This window comes from Pseudomonas inefficax (assembly GCF_900277125.1).
Classification (GTDB): domain Bacteria; phylum Pseudomonadota; class Gammaproteobacteria; order Pseudomonadales; family Pseudomonadaceae; genus Aquipseudomonas; species Aquipseudomonas inefficax.
The window spans coordinates 43,407-63,324 of sequence record NZ_OPYN01000085.1 but is presented as its reverse complement, the minus strand read 5'-3'; the positions used below and the strand labels follow the sequence as shown (position 1 = coordinate 63,324).

Genomic DNA, 19,918 nt, shown 5'->3' with positions numbered 1-19,918 from the left:
GACATGCTATTCTTTGAATCCTTTGCTGACCAACCTGCTGACATAAAGGGACTTATCGAATCAGAGCGCGACAGACTAATAATAACTACAATGCAGCTTGACGGAAACTGGACCGTAACTAGCCGATACGGTGACGACACCTGGGAATTTTCCGACTTCACCACTAACGCCCCACATAGCTCTAAAAAAATAAATTTCATGAAATTTCCACCAGCATTTCGATCAGTTATGAAAGCAATGGTTTATCGCTTGATCATGCGGGGTCGCAATGGATGTGTGCGTCCAAAAGGCCCTACGGTTCGACTGTTTTTTCTCAATGCAGGCCTATTCTTGCGATATCTTCAATCGCTGAGCATTGAAAGTCTAGGTAAAATATCACCGATGATCTGTGCAAATTATGCCAAAAGCTGCAAAGACCGCCGACACCACCAAACCGGTAAGCCGCTGTCGGTAGCCAGGCTAATCGCTTTGCTGATATCGGTGGAAGAAATATATGAACTAAGCCAATATACAAACGACCCAATGCCGCAGCATCCATGGCCTGAATCCTCCGCACGCTGCCTCGCTGGAGGTATAGGCATGGATTTCAAGAGCAAAACCCCACTAATACCGGACGACGTATTCTGCTCTCTCTTTAAACAAGCGAGCTTAGAAATTGAGAACGCGAAGCAGATACTTGATCTTCGAGACGAACTATACGCTTTCGAAGATAACCAGGTCGACTGTATACCATCGAGCGAATGTTTAGCTAAAAATAGACATTTGAAATCTCGTGGATGGGAACTTGGTCTACGCGAATTCTACAAATCATTGATTAGCCTTCGAACTGCTTGCTACATCGTCTTAGCGAGCACTTCAGGATGTCGTAACCATGAGCTGACGAATCTACAAATAGGCTCTCACCATCGTTCTGAAGACAATGAGGGTAATATTTACCATTGGATGCGCTCAAAATCCGAAAAAACCGATGAAGGCATGCACAGCTGGATGATTCCAGAGGCTGCAGTTCGAGCATTGCGGGTTATGGAGCGCTGGTCTGATCCTTATCGAGCGGCCATTGCTGACGAAATTGCGCATTTACGTCGCTACAACCCACACGATCCGAATATCGGAGAGGTCTTGAAACACCGAAACGCACTGTTTTTAGGTCTGAATAAATTTGGCAAGGTGCGCACTGTCACTAGGAGCAACTGGCCAAAAGCCCTCAATAATTTCACTAAAAACTGCGGCTTGAACTGGAAGCTTGCTACCCACCAATTCCGTCGCAAGTTCGCAAATTATGCCGCACATAGTCGATTTGGCGATTTACGATACCTGAGAGAACATTTTGCTCATTGGTCCCTAGACATGACACTGCGTTATGCCATGGATGATAGTTGGGGGCAGCATCTAGACCTCGATCTGTATCTCGAGATTCAAGGAGAGCTGGAAGATATCAAATTTGAGACGGTCGATAGCTGGATGGAGAGCAAGTCCCTCGCCGGGGGCTACGGAACCGCTATCAAAAAGTGGCAGCGAAATCCGCAAAATTTGCTAATCTTCCCGAACCATGCCGCAATGTTGAAATCTATCGCTGAAAGCACAAGCATCCGTAGCAATGGCCACGCTTGGTGCACTGCAGATAACGACCGCTGCGTAGGCAATACTCTTGAACGAACCCGCTGTGGTGCTGGTTGCAACCAGGCTGTGATCGGACCATCTCATGCGCCCATCTATCAGCGCCTGTATAAAGATCTAAAAGAATTAAGGGACTGTGCTGATATCGGGGAGGCAGGGCGCCAACGCGTTGATCGCGACTTAGACCGCAGCCGCGAGGTGCTTCGCCAATTGGGTATAGATCCAGAGGAGATCATTGCATGACGGTCAATAATAAAGTTTCTAACTACAAACCGGCTGAGGATCGTGAAAAGGATCTGAAATTATCTCTCATTCGAATTCAAAAAGGCCGCTCTCGTACTGGGGAAACCAAGGTCTCCATCGCTGCTGTAGCTCGCGAAGCGGGCGTATCAACAGCGCTAATTCACAACCACTACCCCCAAATTGCGGAGGCGATTCGTGATGCTCAAGGGCGCTCCAGCCGCGCCACGCGTGATGCTAAACAAAACGAATTGACTGCTGAGCGAAAAAAGTCCGCAGCTTACCGGCAGGAGCTCAACGAGTTGAAGGCTAAAATTCAGAAACTCGCCTCCATCAATGAGGTGTTGATTGAAGCTAACCGTATACTCAAAGCCAAGGTGAACGACGCTAAAGTAGTCGATTTGCCTTCTAAAAATTCGCAACGATGAATGAAATGCGCAAGCGTCTTCACTCATCCACCCACTCGCAGATGGCGCTCAGCTGAAAAAATAATTTCTGTGACCTTAAGATTATCTCGCTGAGGCGAGTGATGAATGCTGTAACAAGCCCCACCTACAACCTTATAGATATAGCCCTCTTCCTTTCCTGAGGAGTCTTCAGCAATGCTCACTTCCTGAAGCGGCTCCATCACCCAGTTGTGCCCGCCTCTCATGTGACCAGGTGACATCAGATGTGCCTGCGCGAGCCATGAGCGGTCATCAAGCTCCGAAAGCATCTGCTGAAGGATCGGTACCGTGGGGATCATCAGCATGCTGCCCACGACGTCATCACCATAATCGCGCACGAGCTCCACGTAAAACCATGGGTGGTGCAGATCCAGCTCAATAAATTTCCAGCGGCGACTGGAAGGCTCACCGAAAATGTCGGCTGAGCTGAGTTCGGCGTGCTTGTAGGTCTTGAACATCGAAAAATCCTCAAAATATTAACAATAGTTAATGGATGTCTGACGTTCAAGACGGCTTCATCATTCCTTTTGTAGGAATGAAAAAATGGAACTGAAACAGGCATTTGGGAAAGCAATGAGGCAGCTTAGAAAATCACGCAACCTCAATCAAGAAGATTTCGGTGGGCACAGCAGCCAAACCTACCTCAGTCAACTGGAAGCCGGAGGAAAAGGCCCGACCCTCGAAATGGTGCATGGGCTCGCCTCTGTCATGAATGTTCATCCTTTGACGATCTTGACCCAGTGCTACCTTTTTATGGACAAGGATGCCACTCTGGATTCAATCATTCAGCGCGTTCGTGAGGAGCTCAGCGTGACGCCACCGGACCGATGAGGATGGGCACCTGCACCCTTCAGCATGGGCTGAGATGTCCTGTCTGATGCAACCAAAGTCTGCGCTGCCAGACACAGTGGCTGGGTTGCGCCTGGGCCCTACCTATGCGGAAAAGGAGAGACATTGAAAGGCCGGCGGAAGGTAAAGACTGAGAAGTGGCGTATCAAGTCGGAACAGGAACGCAGCGCCCAAGAGCTTTTGCGAGGGCGGGCACAGACGCAAGGAAGGTTCATCGATATAGCAGCACAAGCCGGCAACAAAATGGAACCCGTTGGCCGACTTGCCGGTTGAGAGATACGCTTTCATATTTGAGGTGTGCAGATGAATGATCCTCAGGTACTAGCGCTTTGCCCCAGTCCACCGCTGGGGTGCTGGAGCATCGCTCACCGATGCTTCAAGGGAAGGTGCGAGCTAATCATGCACTTGGCAACGCGAGTACTTGGCAGTCGAGTACTTGCTGCGCAATGGCTACACAAGCCAGCGATCGGCCTAAGGCATCAAGTGCCTTGTAACATCTTGGAAACTCGATCGGGCTATCAGCAAGTGGTAACACTTCTAGGACGAATTGAACACGGTGTCTACGCTTAACGCCGGTAGGTTCATATCCAGTCGACCTGTCCACAACCCGCATGACTTAGGATTAGCTGTGTCTGTCGCAGAATCTATCTCGAACCGTATCAAGCGCCTGCCTAAGGGAAGGCCCTTTGTTAGGGCGGTATTCGAGCGAGCGGGCTCCCGCTCTGCGGTGAACAAAGCTCTGTCTCGGATGGTGCTCAGGGGTTACCTAGAGCGTGTGGCCCGCGGCGTTTACATGCGTCCCAAGTACAGCCAATACACGGGCAGAAAAGTTCAAGCCAACCCGATTTCTGTAATGGAAGCTGTTGCCAGGGCAAGAGGCGAGACTATCCAGATCCATGGTGCAGAAGCTGTTCGTCGACTGGGACTGAGTGTTCAGATGCAGGTTCTGCCTACTTACTACACCAGCGGAGCGACACGTGTGATCAAGATCGGTAACGCGGTTGTTCGGCTGCGCCATGCGTCTCGCCAACGACTCCAGCAAGCTGGAACGCGAATAGGGACGGTCCTGACCGCTTTTTTCTATCTCGGAAAAAATGGGGTGAATGAGCATGTCGCGAGCAAAATTGCCAACTCGCTCAGCGCTGAAGAATTCAATAAGCTCATGGCATGCAAAATGCCCAAGTGGATGCGCTCAGCACTGGTCGGCTGCGTTGAAAACGCGTGCCCCCCAAAAAAATAGCCGCGAACAGGCAAGCTTTTGGCTCAAGATGCAACTGACATCTCCTGTCGCGACCGAAGAGGAAATTCAGGCCCAAAGCATGGAGCCAGAGCCAAGGAGAAATGGAAGGAGCTGGACCTTTCCCCTGCTACCGGCACTGAAGCTGCACACGATCCTTTTGCTACATCAATGCCAGCCCTAGCGAAGCCTACATAGGCAGACATCCAGAACCATTCCGCTCTCGGAGCAAGACGGCTGACGGTCATACCATGAGACTCGGAACCGTAGCTTCGTCGCCTAACGGCACCATTATTGACTTTACTGAAAACTAAATGCAATCTCTGCTAACAATAAAGCTGTAGTGACCTGCGCAAACCTGCCGAAAATCTACACTCCAGACATAGTCTACGGCAACCTCCGCAGGAGCGTTGGCTTGAAATGCTTGGAGAAATGATCCGCCGATCCGCGCATGCCCGAGCGACAAAAAACAGAGACGAATCATGCGGCTACCCTTCAGCCCCTTCTTAATCTTTGCCACACCTGCGATAGGCGCATTCGGGGCTCTCTGCGCGGAGAGCATCAATTGGCCGCTACCCTGGATGGTTGGATCCATGGTCATGGTCATCATCGTTCGCTGCTCCGGCTGGAGATTGAGAGACGTACCTAACGGTAGAAGAGTTGGCCAATGGCTCATCGCTTCAGTGATCGGCATGCACTTCTCAGCGGCTGTCTTGAGTGAGGTATCAAACCACTTCCTCATGATGCTTATTGCCGCTTTACTCACATTGCTGACAGCACTCATCGGAATCGCGCTGATCAACCGAAGCGGTGTTGATCTACCGACTAGTTTTTTCTCCCTGATGCCGGCCAACTCAGCAGAGATGATCATCCTGGGTGAGCGATATCAGGCGGATCGCGCACGGGTAGCTGCAGCTCATAGCCTTCGCCTTGTTCTGATCGTTCTGGTTATCCCTGCAGCCGTAACCTGGGGGCTTGGTACCGTTACGCGCAGCACCCCTGCCCCTGCAGACTGGTCATGGCTATCCATCATGTTGCCGACCGGCTTTGCCGTAGCTTGGCTATGGACGCGGATAGGCATGCCCAACGGATGGGCCTTCGGCCCCATGCTGGTGTGTGCCATCTTCACCATCGTTTTTGACCTCCACCTGAGCCTTCCAACGTGGCTTAGTAAATTCGGGCAATTACTGCTCGGCTGTTCTCTAGGCTCCTATTTCGATCGCTCATTCTTTCGCAGCGCCCCTAGCTTTCTGGCCAAGGTGCTACTGATAACCATCGCTGCAATAGGCGTCGCCTTCGGGGCCGGGTGGGTCATGAGCCTTGCGGTTGATGTCGATCCGATGTCCCTTGCCTTGGGCCTCATGCCTGGCAGTAGTACGGAAATGAGCCTGACCGCGGAGGCGCTGGGACTCGGCGTCGCACTGGTGACTGCAATGCAGATCATCCGCATGGTCGTCGTGATGCTGGTAGCAGAGCTCATCTACAAACGATGGGAACGGCGTGTGCAAGCACGCAGGTACAACTAAAACACCGCCTTGGCGGCCTCCCAATAGACCCACACATGAGAAAAGCAACATGGAATGGCTGATGAGCCCCGAGATCTGGATCGCCTTCTTCACCCTGACTGCCCTGGAGATCGTTCTCGGCATCGATAACATCATCATGATTGCAATCCTCGTGGGACGCATGCCACCGCATATGCAGGCCCGAACACGCTTCTTCGGACTGGCACTGGCAATGGTCACCCGGATCATGCTGCTACTTTCCATCACCTGGATCATGCGGCTCACCAGCGACTTGTTCGAGGTTTTTGGACACGGCATATCTGGGCGGGACCTCATCCTCTTCTTCGGTGGCCTTTTCCTGCTCTGGAAAAGCAGCACCGAGATGTATCACAGCCTCGAAGGGGAAGAGGAATCTGAAAGTAGTCCTAAAAGCCTGGCCGGTGGCTTCATTGGGACGATCATCCAAATTGCGATCATTGACATCGTTTTCTCTCTGGACTCGGTAATCACCGCGGTTGGTATGGTTTCCAACGTGCCAGTGATGGTGGCGGCGATTGTTGTCGCGGTGTTGGTGATGATGGCGTGTGCCGGGGCTATCAGCGGTTTCATAGACCGTCATCCCAGCTTGAAGATGCTTGCCCTTTCCTTCCTGGTGGTGGTTGGTACCGTCCTGATTGCAGAGGCTTTCGATGTCCACGTACCGAAGGGTTACGTTTACTTTGCAATGGCATTCTCGCTGGCTGTGGAAGCACTCAACATTCGCATGCGAACAGCTCAAGGCCGCAAGCAAGAACCTGTGAAGCTGTGTAAAGACGTGATCGACAACTGATCACCCCCAATTAATCACAACACCTTCCCGATTCATTGCTAAGCCGCAGGCTTAAGCGATCGGGGAGGTGTTCGCCCTCGATTAGGAAAAGGACGCCATGAGCACGAGATCAATCGGTATTGCGTTTCGCGCCACCTTGGGTTTTTCATGCATCGCAGCCCTCAGCTTTTTCTTGGGGTTCTTCGCTCTACAACAGATCAGTGATGTTCGCACGCAAGCACTGGAGATCCAGGACAACTGGCTTCAGCGCGTGAGGGTCCTTGCTGCTGCCAATACCTCCTTGAACCGCTACCGCATGGGCTCGATGCAACACATCCTCACCAACTCCTCCGAGGAAATGAGCGGCTACGAAGCAAAAGCGACATTGCGCTTATCCCAGATCCGCGAACAAATGGCCGAGTACAGCAAATTGCTGCGTACCGACAGCGAGAGGGGGCAGTTGCAGGCCTTCAACCAGAGCCTGGATGCATACGCCAAGAGACACCAAGAGCTGTTGCAAGTATCCCGGGCCGGCGACAAAACGGGAGCGAGAGGTCACTTGGCGTCGATCCGTGACGCTTACGACCAGATGACCAAGAGCTTTGAGCTTCTGATCACCCAGGCTGATCAAGGAGCCAGAACCGCCGCAGATCAATCGTCATCCACATACGAAAACGCAAAAATTGGTGTGCTAGCGGTCATTGCGCTGGTTTTGTTTGGCACGATCGTCATCGCATGGCTGCTTACCCGCAGCATTATCCAGCCACTAAATGAAGCACTTAACTGCGCCCAAACCGTGGCGTCAGGCGATCTGACCAGCACAATCCAGCCCTCGGGCAACGATGAGGCCACGCGGCTTCTCGAAGCCCTGAACTCGATGCAGGGCGTGCTGCTTTCCACTCTCAGGCAAATCGGTGGTACCTCCACCCAGCTAGCCTCAGCAGCGGAAGAGTTGAACGCGGTCACCGAAGAAGGCGGCCGTGAAACTCATCGGCAACACCTGGAAATTGAACAGGCCGCTACCGCTGTAACCGAGATGTCGGTCGCCATTGAGCAGGTTGCCCGCAACGCCGCGTTCACCTTGGAGCTCACTCAGACCTCCCAACAAAATGCGGTCAATGGCCAACGCTCGATGGAAGAAACATTGGCATCGCTTGGCAGTTTGGCGAATGAGGTGCTGTCTAGCGCCCAGGAGGTCGAAGGACTCGCTGACCAGGCACAGGGTATTGGCAAGGTATTGGAGGTCATCAGGACCATTGCCGAGCAAACCAACCTTCTAGCACTTAACGCTGCTATCGAAGCCGCCCGAGCAGGTGATGCTGGTCGAGGCTTTGCTGTCGTCGCTGATGAAGTCCGTGCGCTCGCACATCGCACCTCGCAATCGACGAGGGAAATCGAGGAGATGATAGGAAGTATCCAGCTGGGCACCGAGAAGGCTGTCAAATCCATGCAGCTCAGTAACGCCCGCTCCCAAGAGGTGCTGACCAAAGCAGAACAGGCAAGCGCTGCTCTGGAAAGCATCGTCGAAAACAGCAGTGAGATCAGTCGCCAGAACCTTCAGATCACCACAGCAACTGAAGAACAGGCTCGTGTCGCACGCGCCGTAGACCAGAACATTCTGACCATACGCAACGTCTCTGTTCAGACTTCCGAGGGAGCGAAACAGGTCACCGCGGCCTCCCAATCCCTTGCTGAGTTAGCTACAGATTTGCACGCCATGGTTAAGAAGTTCCGCACGGACTAGCTACCCAGGCTGATGATCATCAGCGCGATGCGAAGGGACGACCCATGCGCAATTTTGATTTGAACCTGCTCCGTGCACTGCGGGCGCTGCTAGAGAAGCAGGATGTCCAAGCGGCGGCCATGCATATTGGTGTGCCTGTGACCGCTATGGATGCCATGTTGACCAGGTTACGGGAAGCTTTCTCTGATCCCCTGCTGGTTCAAAGTTCGCATGGCACCGTGGTGACCGAACGGGCCAAGCTGATAGCCGAAGCCGTGGAGCGGATTTTTGAGGAACTGGACAGACTCACCATGCTTCAACGGACATGAAGTAAAACGCCCATTAGCCTTCATACACTTCAATTGAAACGAAAAGCCCCAAGTGGCCCAGGCCAACTGAACACCAGGCAGTCGATGCGACAAGAATGTCCCGTTTTGGCTGCATTTGCTCCATCTCAAAGGGACGTGATACCGTGCGCCTTGAGAATAGCCCCCACGCCTCGGGCAGGTCTGAAAACCTGCACTGCGCACCAGGGGGTTAGTTTTTCTCATCCAAGGGGTCACGCCTCGGATCTGACCCGTTGTTTGTGACGAATCCCGCCTGCTCTTCCCCTCACACCACAGTAGGCCTACTGCTGTTTCAGGTTGATACCTTCTTCCGCGCTTTACGATCAGCAGCATTGCGCAGATGACAGTCTTTACACACGGCTTGGAGAGTAACGCTCTGATGAGCGTGCAGCGTGTAGAGCAGAGCAGAATTATCCGCAGGTAAGGTAAAGGGTTCTTCGCTCCACCAATCAAACCCTCCAAATGCCTCGTGGAACTCCGAAGCCGACATCTGGAGCATCGCCTCACGGGCTATTTCCTGGAACTCAGGGCTCACGTGGTCTACTTCGGTTGAAGCAAGCAGCCCACATCGTTCACAAACTGGAAATGCATGCCTTCGAGCGGCTAAAAAAGGAGCCGATGCTAGGCGCAGGGCTGACTCGATCCAGTCATTCTGATTACGAGGAGCTAAGCACTGAGCCCAAGAAACCTTATGCCAACCTTTCGGATCAAAATTGCCGTAAAAGTCATACCCACCACCGGGTCGATATGTCATCCGGAATTGGCTTGGACGCAGGCTGTGGACAGAGCAGTAGTAATGTTTCTCGGCGATCAGGTCTGAGATCAGGTCGTCTTCAAAGGCTTCGTCAAGCTTCCGTTGCCTCAGTCTCGAACGGATAAGGTCTCGCAACTGAGTTTTAGCCATCCCTGCAAAATAGACTGCACCTCGCGCCATTACCTTTTTCCTTCTCGTAATGAAAGACTGAAGCTGCCACTCCACTTCCGTAGCGTATGTGAATGGCTTCGAAATGTCGCCCTTCCTTATGTCTGCTGTCGGTGCGTCAATGAAGGATGAGCCTGGTTACGTTGCCTGCCGCATAGGTATACATTCCTGGTTAGTGAGCAGCAGCATTTCGCTTAGCTTCACTCAGCCGGCGGGTACCTGATTCCCTCCTCCCTACCAAACCATGCGGCAGATCAACATGGACGATTCTTTCACCTTTGCGAAATTTTGGCGCTGTGCCTTACAGGTCAATCCGTTCAGCTATCAGAGTGCTTACCGCGGCTCTGAGCATGGCTTTGAGGAGGAGCAATACAACGCCGCTGTACTGGAAAAATGCCTGGCCCTTGATATCAAAATCGTCGGCATCGCTGACCACGGCAGTGTCAGCAGTGTCGATAGCTTGAGAAAAGTTCTGGAGCCTTCGGGAATTGTCGTGTTTCCAGGCTTTGAGATCGCTGCCAACGACAAAACCCACTTTGTATGCCTATTCCCTGAAGGTACCGGTACACAGCTGCTTGAACGATACCTTGGAAATCTCGATCTACTAGATCCGACTGATGGAGTTCGGCCATCGCGCTTAAGCTCGGAACAATTGGTCGATAAAGTGGATCAGCTCGGGGGCTTTATTTACGCTGCACACTGCACTCAAGACAGCGGGCTGTTGAAAAACCGACTCAACCACGTCTGGATGCTTCCAAAACTGCGAGCGGCGCAGATCCCGGGGTCAGTCGAGGATCTGGCCGGGGTGGAAAGCGATTTTTACCGTCGGGTACTTAAGAACAAGGATGACGCCTACAAGCGCGAACGCCTGGTCGCGGTAATCAACGCGAAGGACGTAGCTAAACCAGCAGACCTAGAGCACCCCGGCGCTACGTGCCTTATCAAGATGACACGTCCCACATTCGCGGCCTTCAAAGTTGCGTTTCTAGATCCATCTTCCAGGATCCGGTTGAGTTCCGATGCCGCGAAGCAGCCAGTCGGAAGGGTCCTCAGCATGGCGATTACAGGCGGCTATCTGGACGGTCTGAAGGTAAATTTCTCTGACCATCTCAATACTGTAATCGGCGGACGAGGCACCGGGAAATCAACGCTTCTGGAATGCCTACGCTTTGCTTTGGATTTGGCTCCTAAAGGCAAGCAGGCACTGAAGCTGCACCAAGAAATCATCAAGGAGAACATCGGGCGGGCGGCGGGCCGAGTCGAACTGGTTGTGGTGTCTTCGGCTCAGAATGGCAAGCAGTACACTGTATCACGCCGTCACGGTGAGCTACCGGTGGTTCGCGACATCAATGGTGATGTGTCAACCATGGTTCCTAGAGAACTGCTTCCGGGCCTCGACATCTACGGCCAAAATGAAATCTATGAGCTAGCTCAAGATGAAGCTAGCCGGTTGCAACTGCTTGACCGATTTCTTCCTCAAGATCGCGACTATGAGCAAAAGAGAGCCGACGCACAGAAGCGCTTGAAGGAAAACAGGGTCAAGGTCGTAGAGTCTCTTTCCGACGTAGACGATGTCGAATCAGAACTCAGACGACTTCCGAATTTGGAGGAGCAACTACGCGACTACGAGGCGCTGGGAGTTGCGGAAAAGTTGGCCACGACATCCTTGCTCGCCAGGGAAAGGGTGATAGTCAGCACAGCCAAGGAATCTTTGCAAAGCTTCGAAAGCGTGCTCGCCGATTTTCGTCGAGCCATTCCGGATCTCTCATTCATTAGCGATGAGGCGATTGAAGGGGTGCCTGATAGGGATGCCTTGGTCACAATGCGGGAAACGTTGGGCACACTCAAAGAGAGCTTCGAAACGCACATCACCGAAATGGAGACCGTTGCTGCGACCACCCAGCAATTTTTTTCAACTGAACACGATGCTTGGCTGCTGGCGGTACAGGAGCATGATAAAGAGCTGGAGAAAGAGCTCCGAACCCTTCCCGATACAGCGGGGAAGTCAGGGCAGGAAATCGGCGCCGCGTACCAAAAATTGCAACAGGACATCGAAAGCATACGGCCACTGGAATCCAAGCTTCCAGGACACCAGCAACAACATGACGCGCTGGAGCAAGAACGCCGAAACATCCTAGCGGAGCTATCTGATTTGAGAACACTTCGGCTAGCCGCTTTGCAGAAGGCAGCGAAAAGGCTAACCCGAAAGCTGGAAGGTAAAATGAAGGTCGAGGTGGTCCCCGAGGCCGACCGCTCACCACTGGTTGGATACCTTTTGGGGTGCCGGCTGGAGGGGATTGGAGAGAAACGACTAGCGTGGATTGAAGAGGCCGAAATCATCAGCCCAACCTTACTGGTTGCTTCAATCCGAGAGGGCAGCGGAATGCTCCAATTGGATTGGGGGCTAACGCCTATGGTTGCAGATGCTCTCGCGAAGCTTCAGCCTTCTCAAATCATGGAGCTTGAAGCTTTAGAGCTGGAACATCGCGTGGATATCTCACTGAACGTTGCCCATGGAGATGCTGAGCCAAATTTCCGTCCGCTGAACAAACTGTCGACCGGTCAGCAATGCACGGCGATCCTGCATATGTTGCTGCTGGACAACATTGATCCACTGTTTATGGACCAGCCGGAAGACAACCTTGACAACGCATTCATTGCCGAGAGGATAGTCAATGAGCTAAGGGACGCCAAAACCAACCGGCAATTTCTCTTCGCGACACATAACGCAAATATCCCAGTGTTCGGCGATGCCGAGTGGATCGGAGTATTCCGCACTGAGGATAACCGCGGGTGTCTTGAACTGGAGGCGCAGGGGTCTATCGATGTGGCTTTCATACGCGACCAGGTAGCGAGGATATTGGAGGGAGGCCGTGAGGCATTTATCCAGCGGATGGAAAAATACGAGTTTTAAAAGGGCCGTCGCCCGGGGCACCAAAGAATAGCCTGCTGATGTGGGATAACGATAGGAAACTCTCCCGGCTCTCGATGGCCGGGAGAAAGCATCAGCTTGGCTGCTGAGTCCACCCGCCACCAAGCGCTACCATCAAGCCAATGCATGCCTCTACCTGCTTGGTCTGTAGCCGTTGAAGATCCTGCTTCGTCTGCAGTGCATCGAGCTGGGCAGTGAGAACGTCGAGAAGGCTTACCCCTCCCTGCTTGTAGCTATTCATGGCAATCCTTTCTGCTGCCGTGGCAGCATCTGCGGCAGTTTTCACATCCCTGGCTTGTTGGCCAAGATCGCCGATCTGGGCCAGGTTATCTTCAACCTCCCGCACAGCATGAAGCACCCTACCGTGGTAGAACGCAGCGGCCTCGTCGAACTCAGCCACGGCTTTCTGCTCATCCGCTTCTCGTTTTCCCCCATCAAATATGGGCAGCTGTAGAACGGGGCCCACCGCCCAGAAGCGGTTAGCTGACGCCAACAAGTTTCCAGCTCCCTGGGTTTGCCCGCCGACAAGCCCCGTCAGACTGAAGTCTGGGTACCACGCCGCTCGGGCAACACCGATGTTGGCGTTGGCCGCATATACACGTCGCTCCGCTGCTGCGATATCGGGTCGACTCTGCAACAGCTTACTCGGCAGATCGTGCGGTACCTGGGGGGGCTCCAAGGGGGTCTGATCGTCAGCAATCGAGAACTCGCTGGGCAACTTGCCCACGAGCTCTGCTATTGCATGCTCCGCCAGACGGCGCTGAGCGATTGCCTCATCCACCTGTGCGTTCGCCTCTGACAGGCGCGCCGTTGCCCGGTCGAGATCCAACTCGCTCGCTATATTGCCTTGGTACCTATCTTGAATCAGCGTGAGCAGTTGGGTCCGATGTGCCAGGGCATCACCCAGCAGATGATGCTGTACATCCAAACCTCGCAATCGAACATAGAGAACGGCAAGTTGCTTCTGCAGGCTCAATCGCGCCGCTGCCAAGTCATCTCCAGAAGCTTGGGCTTCAGCATCACCAGCTGCGACTTGGTTACGTAGCTTCCCCCAGAGATCGAGATCGAAGTTCAAGCTCAGCCCAGCGGTATCGCTGTTGTAGATTGATGGCTGGGTATTACCACGCAACGGCCGGCGGTCCGACTGCCGCTGGCGTTGCGGCGTGACACTCGCGCTCGCCTGCGGCCAAAGGCTGCCATGCAAGCCTTGGGCGTAGGCTGCGGCCGCATCGTAGTGCGCCACTGCAGCGGCGAGGTCCGGATTCGACGCCTCAAGTTGTACCTGCAGCTCATTGAGCCGCTTGTCTTCGAACAGCTTCCACCACTGCGCTGGCAACCTCTGCTCTGTGCCCACCATCTGCCAGGCCCCTACCCGCTCGCCATAATGAGCCGGTAATTTCGCCTCAGGTACCTGGTAATGAGGGGCCAGCGAACAGCCCTGCAGAGCCAGGCTCAGCAGTAATCCGGCACGCTTAAACCGAGGGCTCATGCGAACCTCCCGGGGTCACACTGTGCACCGCGTCATTGTCCCGAAGAGCATCAGGCGGATTATCTACCACCTCGTCTTTCAAGCTCAGCCCGCGGTCGACGATCAGCTTGCTGCCCAGGTCCTGAGCGATATGGATACTTCGCAGATGCGCTCTGCTTTGGTCGTCGAGCACCGCCACCTGGGGTCCCTGGGCCCTGAATATCAGGGCGCTGGCGGGAATGCTTACGGCCTGGGCATCACTGCGCAAAGTGATCTGGGCACTGGCGTAGTCACCCGGCAGCAAGGCACCGCTGGCATTTTCAACGGCGTACTGGGCCTGCAGCGTGCCCGAGCTCTGGTCGACCGACGTAGAGGTGCCCAGCAACGCTGCCGTGTACGTTCTCCCGGGGTGTTCGGGCACCGACAGCTGAACCTGCATGCCGGGCAAGATTTGACTGGCGTAGTTCTGCGGCACCGGCACATACAGGCGTAGCCGGCGCGTATCGGCGATGTCGAACAGCGAGGTGGCGTTGTCGCTGTCGGCCTTGATCAGCTGGCCTATCTGCGCGTGGCGGGCGGTGATGGTGCCGTTGAACGGGGCGCGGATAACCTTGTAGGCAGCCAGGTCCTTGAGTCGCGCATATTCCGCTTGGGCCGCCTGCGCATCTGCATTAGCGACCGCGGCCGCGGCGACCTTCTCGTCAACCTCTTGTCGGGAAACGGAGTGGCTGGCGAAGAGATGCTGCCAGCGCTCGGCGGTGCTCTGTGCCAGCGAGGCACTGGCCTGGTGCTGTGCCAATTGCGCCTTGGCCTGAGCGAGTTGCTGGTCGAGTTCAGGACTGTCAATTTCAGCAAGCGGCTGACCGGTCTTGACCACCGTGCCGATATCTACTTGCCAGTTCTTCAGGTAGCCACTGACCCGGGCATTGACCCGCGCCATGTTCCAAGCCTGAAGGTGGGCCGGCAGGCTCAAGGTTTCGCCGGCAGCATTCATCGATGGGGTGAAGGTGACCACGGCGGGCTCTGCCCGGCTCTCGGTCCACGCCTGCACCGCAGCGGCCTGATGCTGACGGGCATACACGCCCAGCGCAACCACCAGGGCAGCCAGGCCCAGGCCGGCGCCCCCCATGAGTTTCAAGCGCCGACGATCAGCTACGGAACGGCTAGGCATGCAGGGTTTCTCCAACAACAGCGTGAGGGGTTGAGCGGCGATGTGCCAGGCTGAACACGACGGGGACGAACAGCAGGGTCGCACAAGTGGCAACGATCAGGCCGCCGATCACTGCCCGACCCAAGGGTGCGTTCTGCTCCTGCGAGAGGGCCAGCGGCAGCATGCCGATGATCATCGCCAAGGCGGTCATCAGCACCGGCCGGAAGCGGGTGAAGCCGGCCTCCATGGCAGCCTTTACGGCATCGCCATGTTCAGCCAGGCGCTCGCGGCAGAAACTGACCACCAGCACTGAGTTGGCGGTAGCCACACCCATGCACAGGATCGCCCCGGTGAGTGCCGGCACCGACAGCGTGGTGCCAGTGATGAACAGCATCCAGACAATGCCCGCCAGAGCCGCCGGCAGAGCGGTGATGATCACGAACGGGTCGACCCAGGACTGGAAGTTGACCACGATCAGCAGGTAGATCAGCACCACGGCACCCAACAGGCCAAGGCCCAGGCCGTGGAAGGCTTCATGCAGCGCGGTGATCTGGCCGTGCAGACTGACGGTCGCACCTTTCGGACGCAGCTGCGCGGTATCGTCGATGACGTGCTGAATATCTGCCGCAATGCCGCCCAGGTCGCGGCCTTGAACGTTGGCGTACAGGTCCAGGGTCGGGGTGATGTTGTAGTGGCTTACCACGTCGGCGCTACTGGACCGGTCCAGGCTGGCGATACCGCCGAGCACCGTTGTGTGGCCGTTACTGCCAGTGATCGGCAGTGCCTCAAGCTGGGCGATGCTGCTCATGCGGTACTGAGGCGTCGAACCGACCACGGAGTAGGACACACCATTGGCCGGGTTGAGCCAGAAAGTCGGTGCAGTCTGCGAAGTACCGGCCAGCGAAGCGCCCAGGCTGGCGGTGACATCGCGTTCTGTGATGCCCAGTTCGGCGGCGCGCTTTCGGTCAACGTTGACCTGCAGCGACGGGTAACTTTCCGACTGCTGCAGGCGCAGATCGGCGATGCCGGGGATGTGCTGCAGGCGGCGCATCACCTCGGCAGCATAGGCCCGGTTGGCGGCATCATTCGGGCCAGAAATCTTCACATCCAGCGGGGCCGGTGAGCCGAAGTTTAGGATCTGGCTGCTGATGTCCGCCGGCAAGAAAGCGAAGGTGGTGCCAGGGAAGCTGTCCGGCAGCACCTCGCGCAGTCGCTTCACGTAGTCGGCGGTCGGGCCATGGCCAGCTTTGAGCGAGATCTGGATATCACCATCCTGCGGTCCGACCGTGCCACTGGTGTTATAGGCCATGTCGATGCCGCTGATCGGCAGCCCGATGTTATCGATAATCGAATCCACGGCACCGGCCGGCAAGACCTCGCGGATGCGGCTTTCGATACGATCGAACGCTGCAGCGCTTTCCTCGATGCGCGTGCCCAAAGGCAAGCGCACATGCAGGGCCATGGCCCCGGCATCGGTTTCGGGGAAGAAGTCCTGCCCCAGGGTTGCCAGCAGCGCGAAGCTGGCTAGCACGCAACCGAGGAAGCCAAGCAGGAAGCGCTTTCGGTTGGCCAAGGCCACTTCCAGCAGTCCTTGGTAGCCATCGCGCAGCCGGGCAAAGCCTGCTTCGAAGCCGGCCTGCAGGCGTACCAGCGGGTTGGCCGACTTGTCGCCTTCGTGGTGATTGAGGTACGCGTCCTCCGGATGCCGCCCCTCGCCCTGCTCCACCCGGTGCGGCTTGAGCAGGAACATGGCCAGGGTCGGTACCAAGGTACGCGACAGAATAAAAGAGCTCCCCATGGCGAACATCACTGCCAATGCCATGGGCCGGAATAGGTACCCGGCGATGCCCTGGAGCATGAACATCGGAACAAATACAACGCAGATGCACAACAAGGCCACGAATGCAGGTCCGACGATCTGTTTGGCGCCATCGAGGATCGCCTCCCTGACCGACTTACCCTGCTCCAAGTGCCAGTTGATGTTTTCGATGGTCACCGTCGCGTCGTCGACCAGGATGCCCACGGCCAGAGCCAGGCCGCCGAGTGTCATGACATTGAGGGTCTGCCCGCTGACAGCTAGCAGAGCGATCGCCGACAGCACCGCCAACGGTATCGAGGCGGCGATGATCAGCGTCGATCGCCAGCTGCCGAGGAACAGAAGGATCATCGCACTGGTGAGCAAGGCGGCGATAATGCCCTCGCGGGCCACGCTGCCGACCGATTCTCTGACCACCGTCGAGGCATCACCAAGCAACGAGGTCTTCAGCTCCGGTGGCAAGGTTTCGTTGATCCGAGGCAGCATGCCGCGAATGCCGTCGACGATCGACAAGGTCGAGATGTTGCCGTTTTTCAATGCCGGCATCAGTACTGCGCGGTGCCCATCCACACGCACGATGTTGGTTTGCGGCGGAGCCCCATCACGCACATGGGCCACTTGGCCGATGGTGATCTGTGCTCCGTCGACGACCTTGATCGGCAGCTCGTTGAGCTGGTCAATAGCGGTTGGACTGTTGTTGAGCAGCACGGTGAATTCGTTGCGGCCGATCTTCGCCGTGCCCACCGGAATGATCTGGTTCTGCGCGGCCAGCGCATTCGCCACGTCCTGAGCAGACAAGCCCTTGGCGGCCAGAGCCTGCGGGTCAAGATCGAGGGTGATCTGGCGCTCCTTGCCACCCATCGGAGTCGGCATCGACAGCCCGGGCACCGAGGTCAGCGGCAGGCGAATGCTGTTCTGCACTAGGTCGCGGATCCGCGCTTCTGACAGGGTCGGGCTGGAGAAAGCCATCTGTAAGATCGGCACGGTCGAAGCGCTGTAGTTGAGGATCAGCGGTGGCGTGATGCCAGCCGGCATCTGCTTGAGCACGGTCTGCGAAACGGCGGTGACCTGCGCGTTGGCTGTGCGGATATCGACGCTGGGCTGGAAGAAGATCTTGACGATACCCATGCCTGGCAGCGACTGCGACTCGATATGTTCGATATCGTTTACCGTAGTACTCAGTGCCCGCTCATAGGTATAGACAACCCTTCCCGACATGGCGTCCGGAGCAAGCCCCGCGTACTGCCAAACGACCGCAATAACGGGTATACCAATATCCGGAAAAACATCACTCGGCGTACGCACCGCCGCTAATGGACCCACAATGCAAATCACGATTGCCAGCACTAAGAAAGTGTAGGGCTTGTGAAGTGCAGTTTTCACTAGACCGAGCATGCCGAGTCTCCGAAACTTGAATCGGCGCAGTCTTCCACGACTTATCAATAAGTTACGGTTAAACCTCCATTAAAGTTAATTTAGGAAATCGACGATCAGTCTTCACTTGCTGTTCACGATTGCACTGAGCATCATAGAAAAATCAATCGCAACATCATCTGAGGGGAAATCGTATGGGGATCAAGATGCGTACAAAATGGCGACTGCTCGTACCGCTACTCGGGGTCTTGAGCACACTGGGCGGCTGCGCCGGGCAGATGCCAAAAGCCAGCCCGGATGAGGCCTGGGTAGGCCTCAAGGAGGAGCCCACGACGACTGTAATGGCCGAGACCGTGGATGGCAAGCGCCTCGATGACGGTCGCTACTTCGAGGTTTCGGCGGGCAAGCATACGCTAGGGGCTACCCTTTTTGTTGAGGGCGAAGGCGACAGCAACGGCGCCACCTGTAACGCAAGCGTCACTTACCAAGACTTCAAAGCAGGCAAGCACTATACATTAGTGGAAAGCAGTCTGGGCCAAGAATACAAGGTCACACTTTATAACTCTGCAGATAAGCCCTTGGCCCACTCTCCCGACATAAACTGCATGGCCGGCTGATTCACACGCCATGTCTGCATTCATGATCCTCAACAAGCAAAACAAGAGAGGAATCATGCAGGCAAATTACTTCGCTACTACCCTCTCGAACTCCTTTCCACCACGCACATAGGCGTGCCTGAAACTGGTTCATTGATAATTTGAACCTGCACTTCAAAAACTTCCTTTACCAGATCAATACTCATAATCTCAGCGGGGCTACCATTGGCCACCAGTATTCCGCTGCGCATTACCGCAATGTGATCTGCGTAGCGACAAGCCTGATTGATATCGTGCAGCACCGTGATGACGGTCTTCCCTTCGCTGGCCAGATCTTGCATGAGGTCCAGCAGCTCAACCTGATGGCAGATATCGAGGTAGGTCGTAGGCTCGTCCAGCAGCACTACTTCTGTGTCCTGGGCAAGCACCATAGCTAACCAGGCCCGTTGCCGCTGGCCACCGGACAGATCAGAAAGTGGACGGTCTGCGAGCGCCTCCAACTCCATCCTCTCGATCGCTTGATCGACATGCCCCTTATCCGTTCCACTCAGCCGCCCCCAGAACGAGTTGTGCGGACTTCTGCCGTAGGCAATGAGTTGGCGTACGCTTACCCCTTCAGGAATGGGCAGCACCTGCGGAAGGAAAGAAACCCTGCGTGCGAGCTCTTGGTTTTTCAAGCGTGGCAACGGACTTCCATCGACCAACACTGAACCAGCCGAAGGCCGGATGATTCCTGCAAGGGCCTTAAGCAACGTCGACTTGCCACAGCCATTTGGGCCGATCAGTGCAGTGACCTTGCCGGCCGGCGGTGCGAAGGACAACCCTTTGACAATCGGCGCCGTGCCATAGCCTACGTCGACGTTGCGTGCCTGAATAATGCTCATGTGT

Annotated in this window: 17 protein-coding genes and 1 pseudogene; 12 read left to right on the top strand and 6 right to left on the bottom strand. The window is 55.4% G+C overall.

Going from position 1 to position 19,918, the window contains the following annotated elements:
* Nucleotides 1–3 precede the first annotated feature (3 nt).
* Both JV551A3_RS11090 and JV551A3_RS11085 read left to right on the top strand, forming a co-directional pair.
* Nucleotides 4–1,860, top strand: a complete 1,857-nt coding sequence (locus JV551A3_RS11090; RefSeq protein WP_235874562.1) for a tyrosine-type recombinase/integrase — start codon at nucleotides 4–6, stop codon at nucleotides 1,858–1,860.
* The gene (locus tag JV551A3_RS11085; protein WP_133970808.1) at nucleotides 1,857–2,285 is read left to right on the top strand and encodes a TetR family transcriptional regulator; all 429 of its coding nucleotides are present in this window, start codon (nucleotides 1,857–1,859) and stop codon (nucleotides 2,283–2,285) included. Before JV551A3_RS11090 ends, JV551A3_RS11085 begins: the two co-directional genes overlap by 4 nt.
* A 23-nt stretch (nucleotides 2,286–2,308) precedes the next feature.
* On the opposite strand, the gene JV551A3_RS11080 is transcribed toward JV551A3_RS11085, so the two are convergent.
* The gene (locus JV551A3_RS11080) at nucleotides 2,309–2,761 is read right to left on the bottom strand and encodes a hypothetical protein (RefSeq protein ID WP_133970807.1); all 453 of its coding nucleotides are present in this window, start codon (nucleotides 2,759–2,761) and stop codon (nucleotides 2,309–2,311) included.
* An 85-nt stretch (nucleotides 2,762–2,846) separates the two neighbouring features.
* Between JV551A3_RS11080 and JV551A3_RS11075 the strand changes: the two genes are divergently transcribed.
* From JV551A3_RS11075 to JV551A3_RS11045, 8 genes and pseudogenes are all read left to right on the top strand, one after another.
* Complete coding sequence (locus tag JV551A3_RS11075) at nucleotides 2,847–3,134, top strand: helix-turn-helix domain-containing protein (protein WP_133970806.1); 288 nt, start codon at nucleotides 2,847–2,849, stop codon at nucleotides 3,132–3,134.
* Nucleotides 3,135–3,455: 321 nt separating this feature from the next.
* Nucleotides 3,456–3,722, top strand: coding sequence for an antitoxin Xre/MbcA/ParS toxin-binding domain-containing protein (locus tag JV551A3_RS31375; RefSeq protein ID WP_133970805.1), 267 nt, complete (start codon nucleotides 3,456–3,458; stop codon nucleotides 3,720–3,722).
* Nucleotides 3,723–3,780: 58 nt separating this feature from the next.
* On the top strand, nucleotides 3,781–4,392 hold the full coding sequence (locus JV551A3_RS11065) for a DUF6088 family protein (protein WP_133970804.1): 612 nt from the start codon (nucleotides 3,781–3,783) through the stop codon (nucleotides 4,390–4,392).
* Between the two features lie 479 nt (nucleotides 4,393–4,871).
* Nucleotides 4,872–5,915 carry an AbrB family transcriptional regulator gene (locus JV551A3_RS11060; protein WP_133970803.1) on the top strand — a complete coding sequence of 348 codons (1,044 nt, stop codon included), beginning with the start codon at nucleotides 4,872–4,874 and terminating at the stop codon, nucleotides 5,913–5,915.
* 49 nt (nucleotides 5,916–5,964) lie between these two features.
* Nucleotides 5,965–6,723: a TerC family protein gene (locus JV551A3_RS11055; RefSeq protein ID WP_133970802.1), complete on the top strand. Its 759-nt coding sequence runs from the start codon at nucleotides 5,965–5,967 to the stop codon at nucleotides 6,721–6,723.
* A gap of 97 nt (nucleotides 6,724–6,820) precedes the next feature.
* A pseudogene (locus JV551A3_RS31370) lies at nucleotides 6,821–7,582 on the top strand (MCP four helix bundle domain-containing protein); the annotation flags it as partial.
* Nucleotides 7,580–8,446, top strand: coding sequence for a methyl-accepting chemotaxis protein (locus tag JV551A3_RS31365; protein WP_371262250.1), 867 nt, complete (start codon nucleotides 7,580–7,582; stop codon nucleotides 8,444–8,446). The pseudogene JV551A3_RS31370 and the gene JV551A3_RS31365, both read left to right, overlap by 3 nt.
* 44 nt (nucleotides 8,447–8,490) lie before the next feature.
* Nucleotides 8,491–8,754 carry a LysR family transcriptional regulator gene (locus JV551A3_RS11045; RefSeq protein ID WP_133970800.1) on the top strand — a complete coding sequence of 88 codons (264 nt, stop codon included), beginning with the start codon at nucleotides 8,491–8,493 and terminating at the stop codon, nucleotides 8,752–8,754.
* Nucleotides 8,755–9,064: 310 nt separating this feature from the next.
* Here the strand turns inward: JV551A3_RS11045 and JV551A3_RS11040 are convergent, their stop codons facing one another.
* Nucleotides 9,065–9,706, bottom strand: coding sequence for a hypothetical protein (locus JV551A3_RS11040; RefSeq protein ID WP_133970799.1), 642 nt, complete (start codon nucleotides 9,704–9,706; stop codon nucleotides 9,065–9,067).
* 247 nt (nucleotides 9,707–9,953) lie between these two features.
* Here JV551A3_RS11040 and JV551A3_RS11035 point away from each other — a divergent pair, with 247 nt between their 5' ends.
* Nucleotides 9,954–12,608, top strand: a complete 2,655-nt coding sequence (locus tag JV551A3_RS11035; RefSeq protein WP_133970798.1) for a TrlF family AAA-like ATPase — start codon at nucleotides 9,954–9,956, stop codon at nucleotides 12,606–12,608.
* A gap of 91 nt (nucleotides 12,609–12,699) precedes the next feature.
* On the opposite strand, the gene JV551A3_RS11030 is transcribed toward JV551A3_RS11035, so the two are convergent.
* The 3 genes from JV551A3_RS11030 to JV551A3_RS11020 are packed head-to-tail and all read right to left on the bottom strand — an operon-like array spanning nucleotide 12,700 to nucleotide 18,455.
* Nucleotides 12,700–14,115 carry an efflux transporter outer membrane subunit gene (locus JV551A3_RS11030; RefSeq protein ID WP_133970797.1) on the bottom strand — a complete coding sequence of 472 codons (1,416 nt, stop codon included), beginning with the start codon at nucleotides 14,113–14,115 and terminating at the stop codon, nucleotides 12,700–12,702.
* The gene (locus JV551A3_RS11025; protein ID WP_133970796.1) at nucleotides 14,099–15,265 is read right to left on the bottom strand and encodes an efflux RND transporter periplasmic adaptor subunit; all 1,167 of its coding nucleotides are present in this window, start codon (nucleotides 15,263–15,265) and stop codon (nucleotides 14,099–14,101) included. The genes JV551A3_RS11030 and JV551A3_RS11025 overlap by 17 nt, the downstream gene beginning before the upstream one ends.
* Nucleotides 15,258–18,455 carry an efflux RND transporter permease subunit gene (locus JV551A3_RS11020; protein WP_133970795.1) on the bottom strand — a complete coding sequence of 1,066 codons (3,198 nt, stop codon included), beginning with the start codon at nucleotides 18,453–18,455 and terminating at the stop codon, nucleotides 15,258–15,260. The genes JV551A3_RS11025 and JV551A3_RS11020 overlap by 8 nt, the downstream gene beginning before the upstream one ends.
* A gap of 185 nt (nucleotides 18,456–18,640) precedes the next feature.
* Here JV551A3_RS11020 and JV551A3_RS11015 point away from each other — a divergent pair, with 185 nt between their 5' ends.
* Nucleotides 18,641–19,051 carry a PA0061/PA0062 family lipoprotein gene (locus tag JV551A3_RS11015; RefSeq protein ID WP_133970839.1) on the top strand — a complete coding sequence of 137 codons (411 nt, stop codon included), beginning with the start codon at nucleotides 18,641–18,643 and terminating at the stop codon, nucleotides 19,049–19,051.
* 77 nt (nucleotides 19,052–19,128) lie between these two features.
* Here JV551A3_RS11015 and fecE read toward each other — a convergent pair whose 3' ends face one another.
* On the bottom strand, nucleotides 19,129–19,914 hold the full coding sequence (gene fecE, locus JV551A3_RS11010) for a Fe(3+) dicitrate ABC transporter ATP-binding protein FecE (protein WP_133970794.1): 786 nt from the start codon (nucleotides 19,912–19,914) through the stop codon (nucleotides 19,129–19,131).
* Nucleotides 19,915–19,918: the final 4 nt, after the last annotated feature.

Bases quoted from the DNA above. Each gene is read 5' to 3' on its own strand.
- JV551A3_RS11090 (WP_235874562.1), top strand. From the start codon at position 4: ATGCTATTCTTTGAATCCTTTGCTGACCAACCTGCTGACATAAAGGGA.
- JV551A3_RS11085 (WP_133970808.1), top strand. From the start codon at position 1,857: ATGACGGTCAATAATAAAGTTTCTAACTACAAACCGGCTGAGGATCGT.
- JV551A3_RS11080 (WP_133970807.1), bottom strand. From the start codon at position 2,761: ATGTTCAAGACCTACAAGCACGCCGAACTCAGCTCAGCCGACATTTTC.
- JV551A3_RS11075 (WP_133970806.1), top strand. From the start codon at position 2,847: ATGGAACTGAAACAGGCATTTGGGAAAGCAATGAGGCAGCTTAGAAAA.
- JV551A3_RS31375 (WP_133970805.1), top strand. From the start codon at position 3,456: ATGAATGATCCTCAGGTACTAGCGCTTTGCCCCAGTCCACCGCTGGGG.
- JV551A3_RS11060 (WP_133970803.1), top strand. From the start codon at position 4,872: ATGCGGCTACCCTTCAGCCCCTTCTTAATCTTTGCCACACCTGCGATA.
- JV551A3_RS11055 (WP_133970802.1), top strand. From the start codon at position 5,965: ATGGAATGGCTGATGAGCCCCGAGATCTGGATCGCCTTCTTCACCCTG.
- JV551A3_RS31365 (WP_371262250.1), top strand. From the start codon at position 7,580: ATGCAGGGCGTGCTGCTTTCCACTCTCAGGCAAATCGGTGGTACCTCC.
- JV551A3_RS11045 (WP_133970800.1), top strand. From the start codon at position 8,491: ATGCGCAATTTTGATTTGAACCTGCTCCGTGCACTGCGGGCGCTGCTA.
- JV551A3_RS11040 (WP_133970799.1), bottom strand. From the start codon at position 9,706: ATGGCGCGAGGTGCAGTCTATTTTGCAGGGATGGCTAAAACTCAGTTG.
- JV551A3_RS11035 (WP_133970798.1), top strand. From the start codon at position 9,954: ATGGACGATTCTTTCACCTTTGCGAAATTTTGGCGCTGTGCCTTACAG.
- JV551A3_RS11030 (WP_133970797.1), bottom strand. From the start codon at position 14,115: ATGAGCCCTCGGTTTAAGCGTGCCGGATTACTGCTGAGCCTGGCTCTG.
- JV551A3_RS11025 (WP_133970796.1), bottom strand. From the start codon at position 15,265: ATGCCTAGCCGTTCCGTAGCTGATCGTCGGCGCTTGAAACTCATGGGG.
- JV551A3_RS11020 (WP_133970795.1), bottom strand. From the start codon at position 18,455: ATGCTCGGTCTAGTGAAAACTGCACTTCACAAGCCCTACACTTTCTTA.
- JV551A3_RS11015 (WP_133970839.1), top strand. From the start codon at position 18,641: ATGCGTACAAAATGGCGACTGCTCGTACCGCTACTCGGGGTCTTGAGC.
- fecE (WP_133970794.1), bottom strand. From the start codon at position 19,914: ATGAGCATTATTCAGGCACGCAACGTCGACGTAGGCTATGGCACGGCG.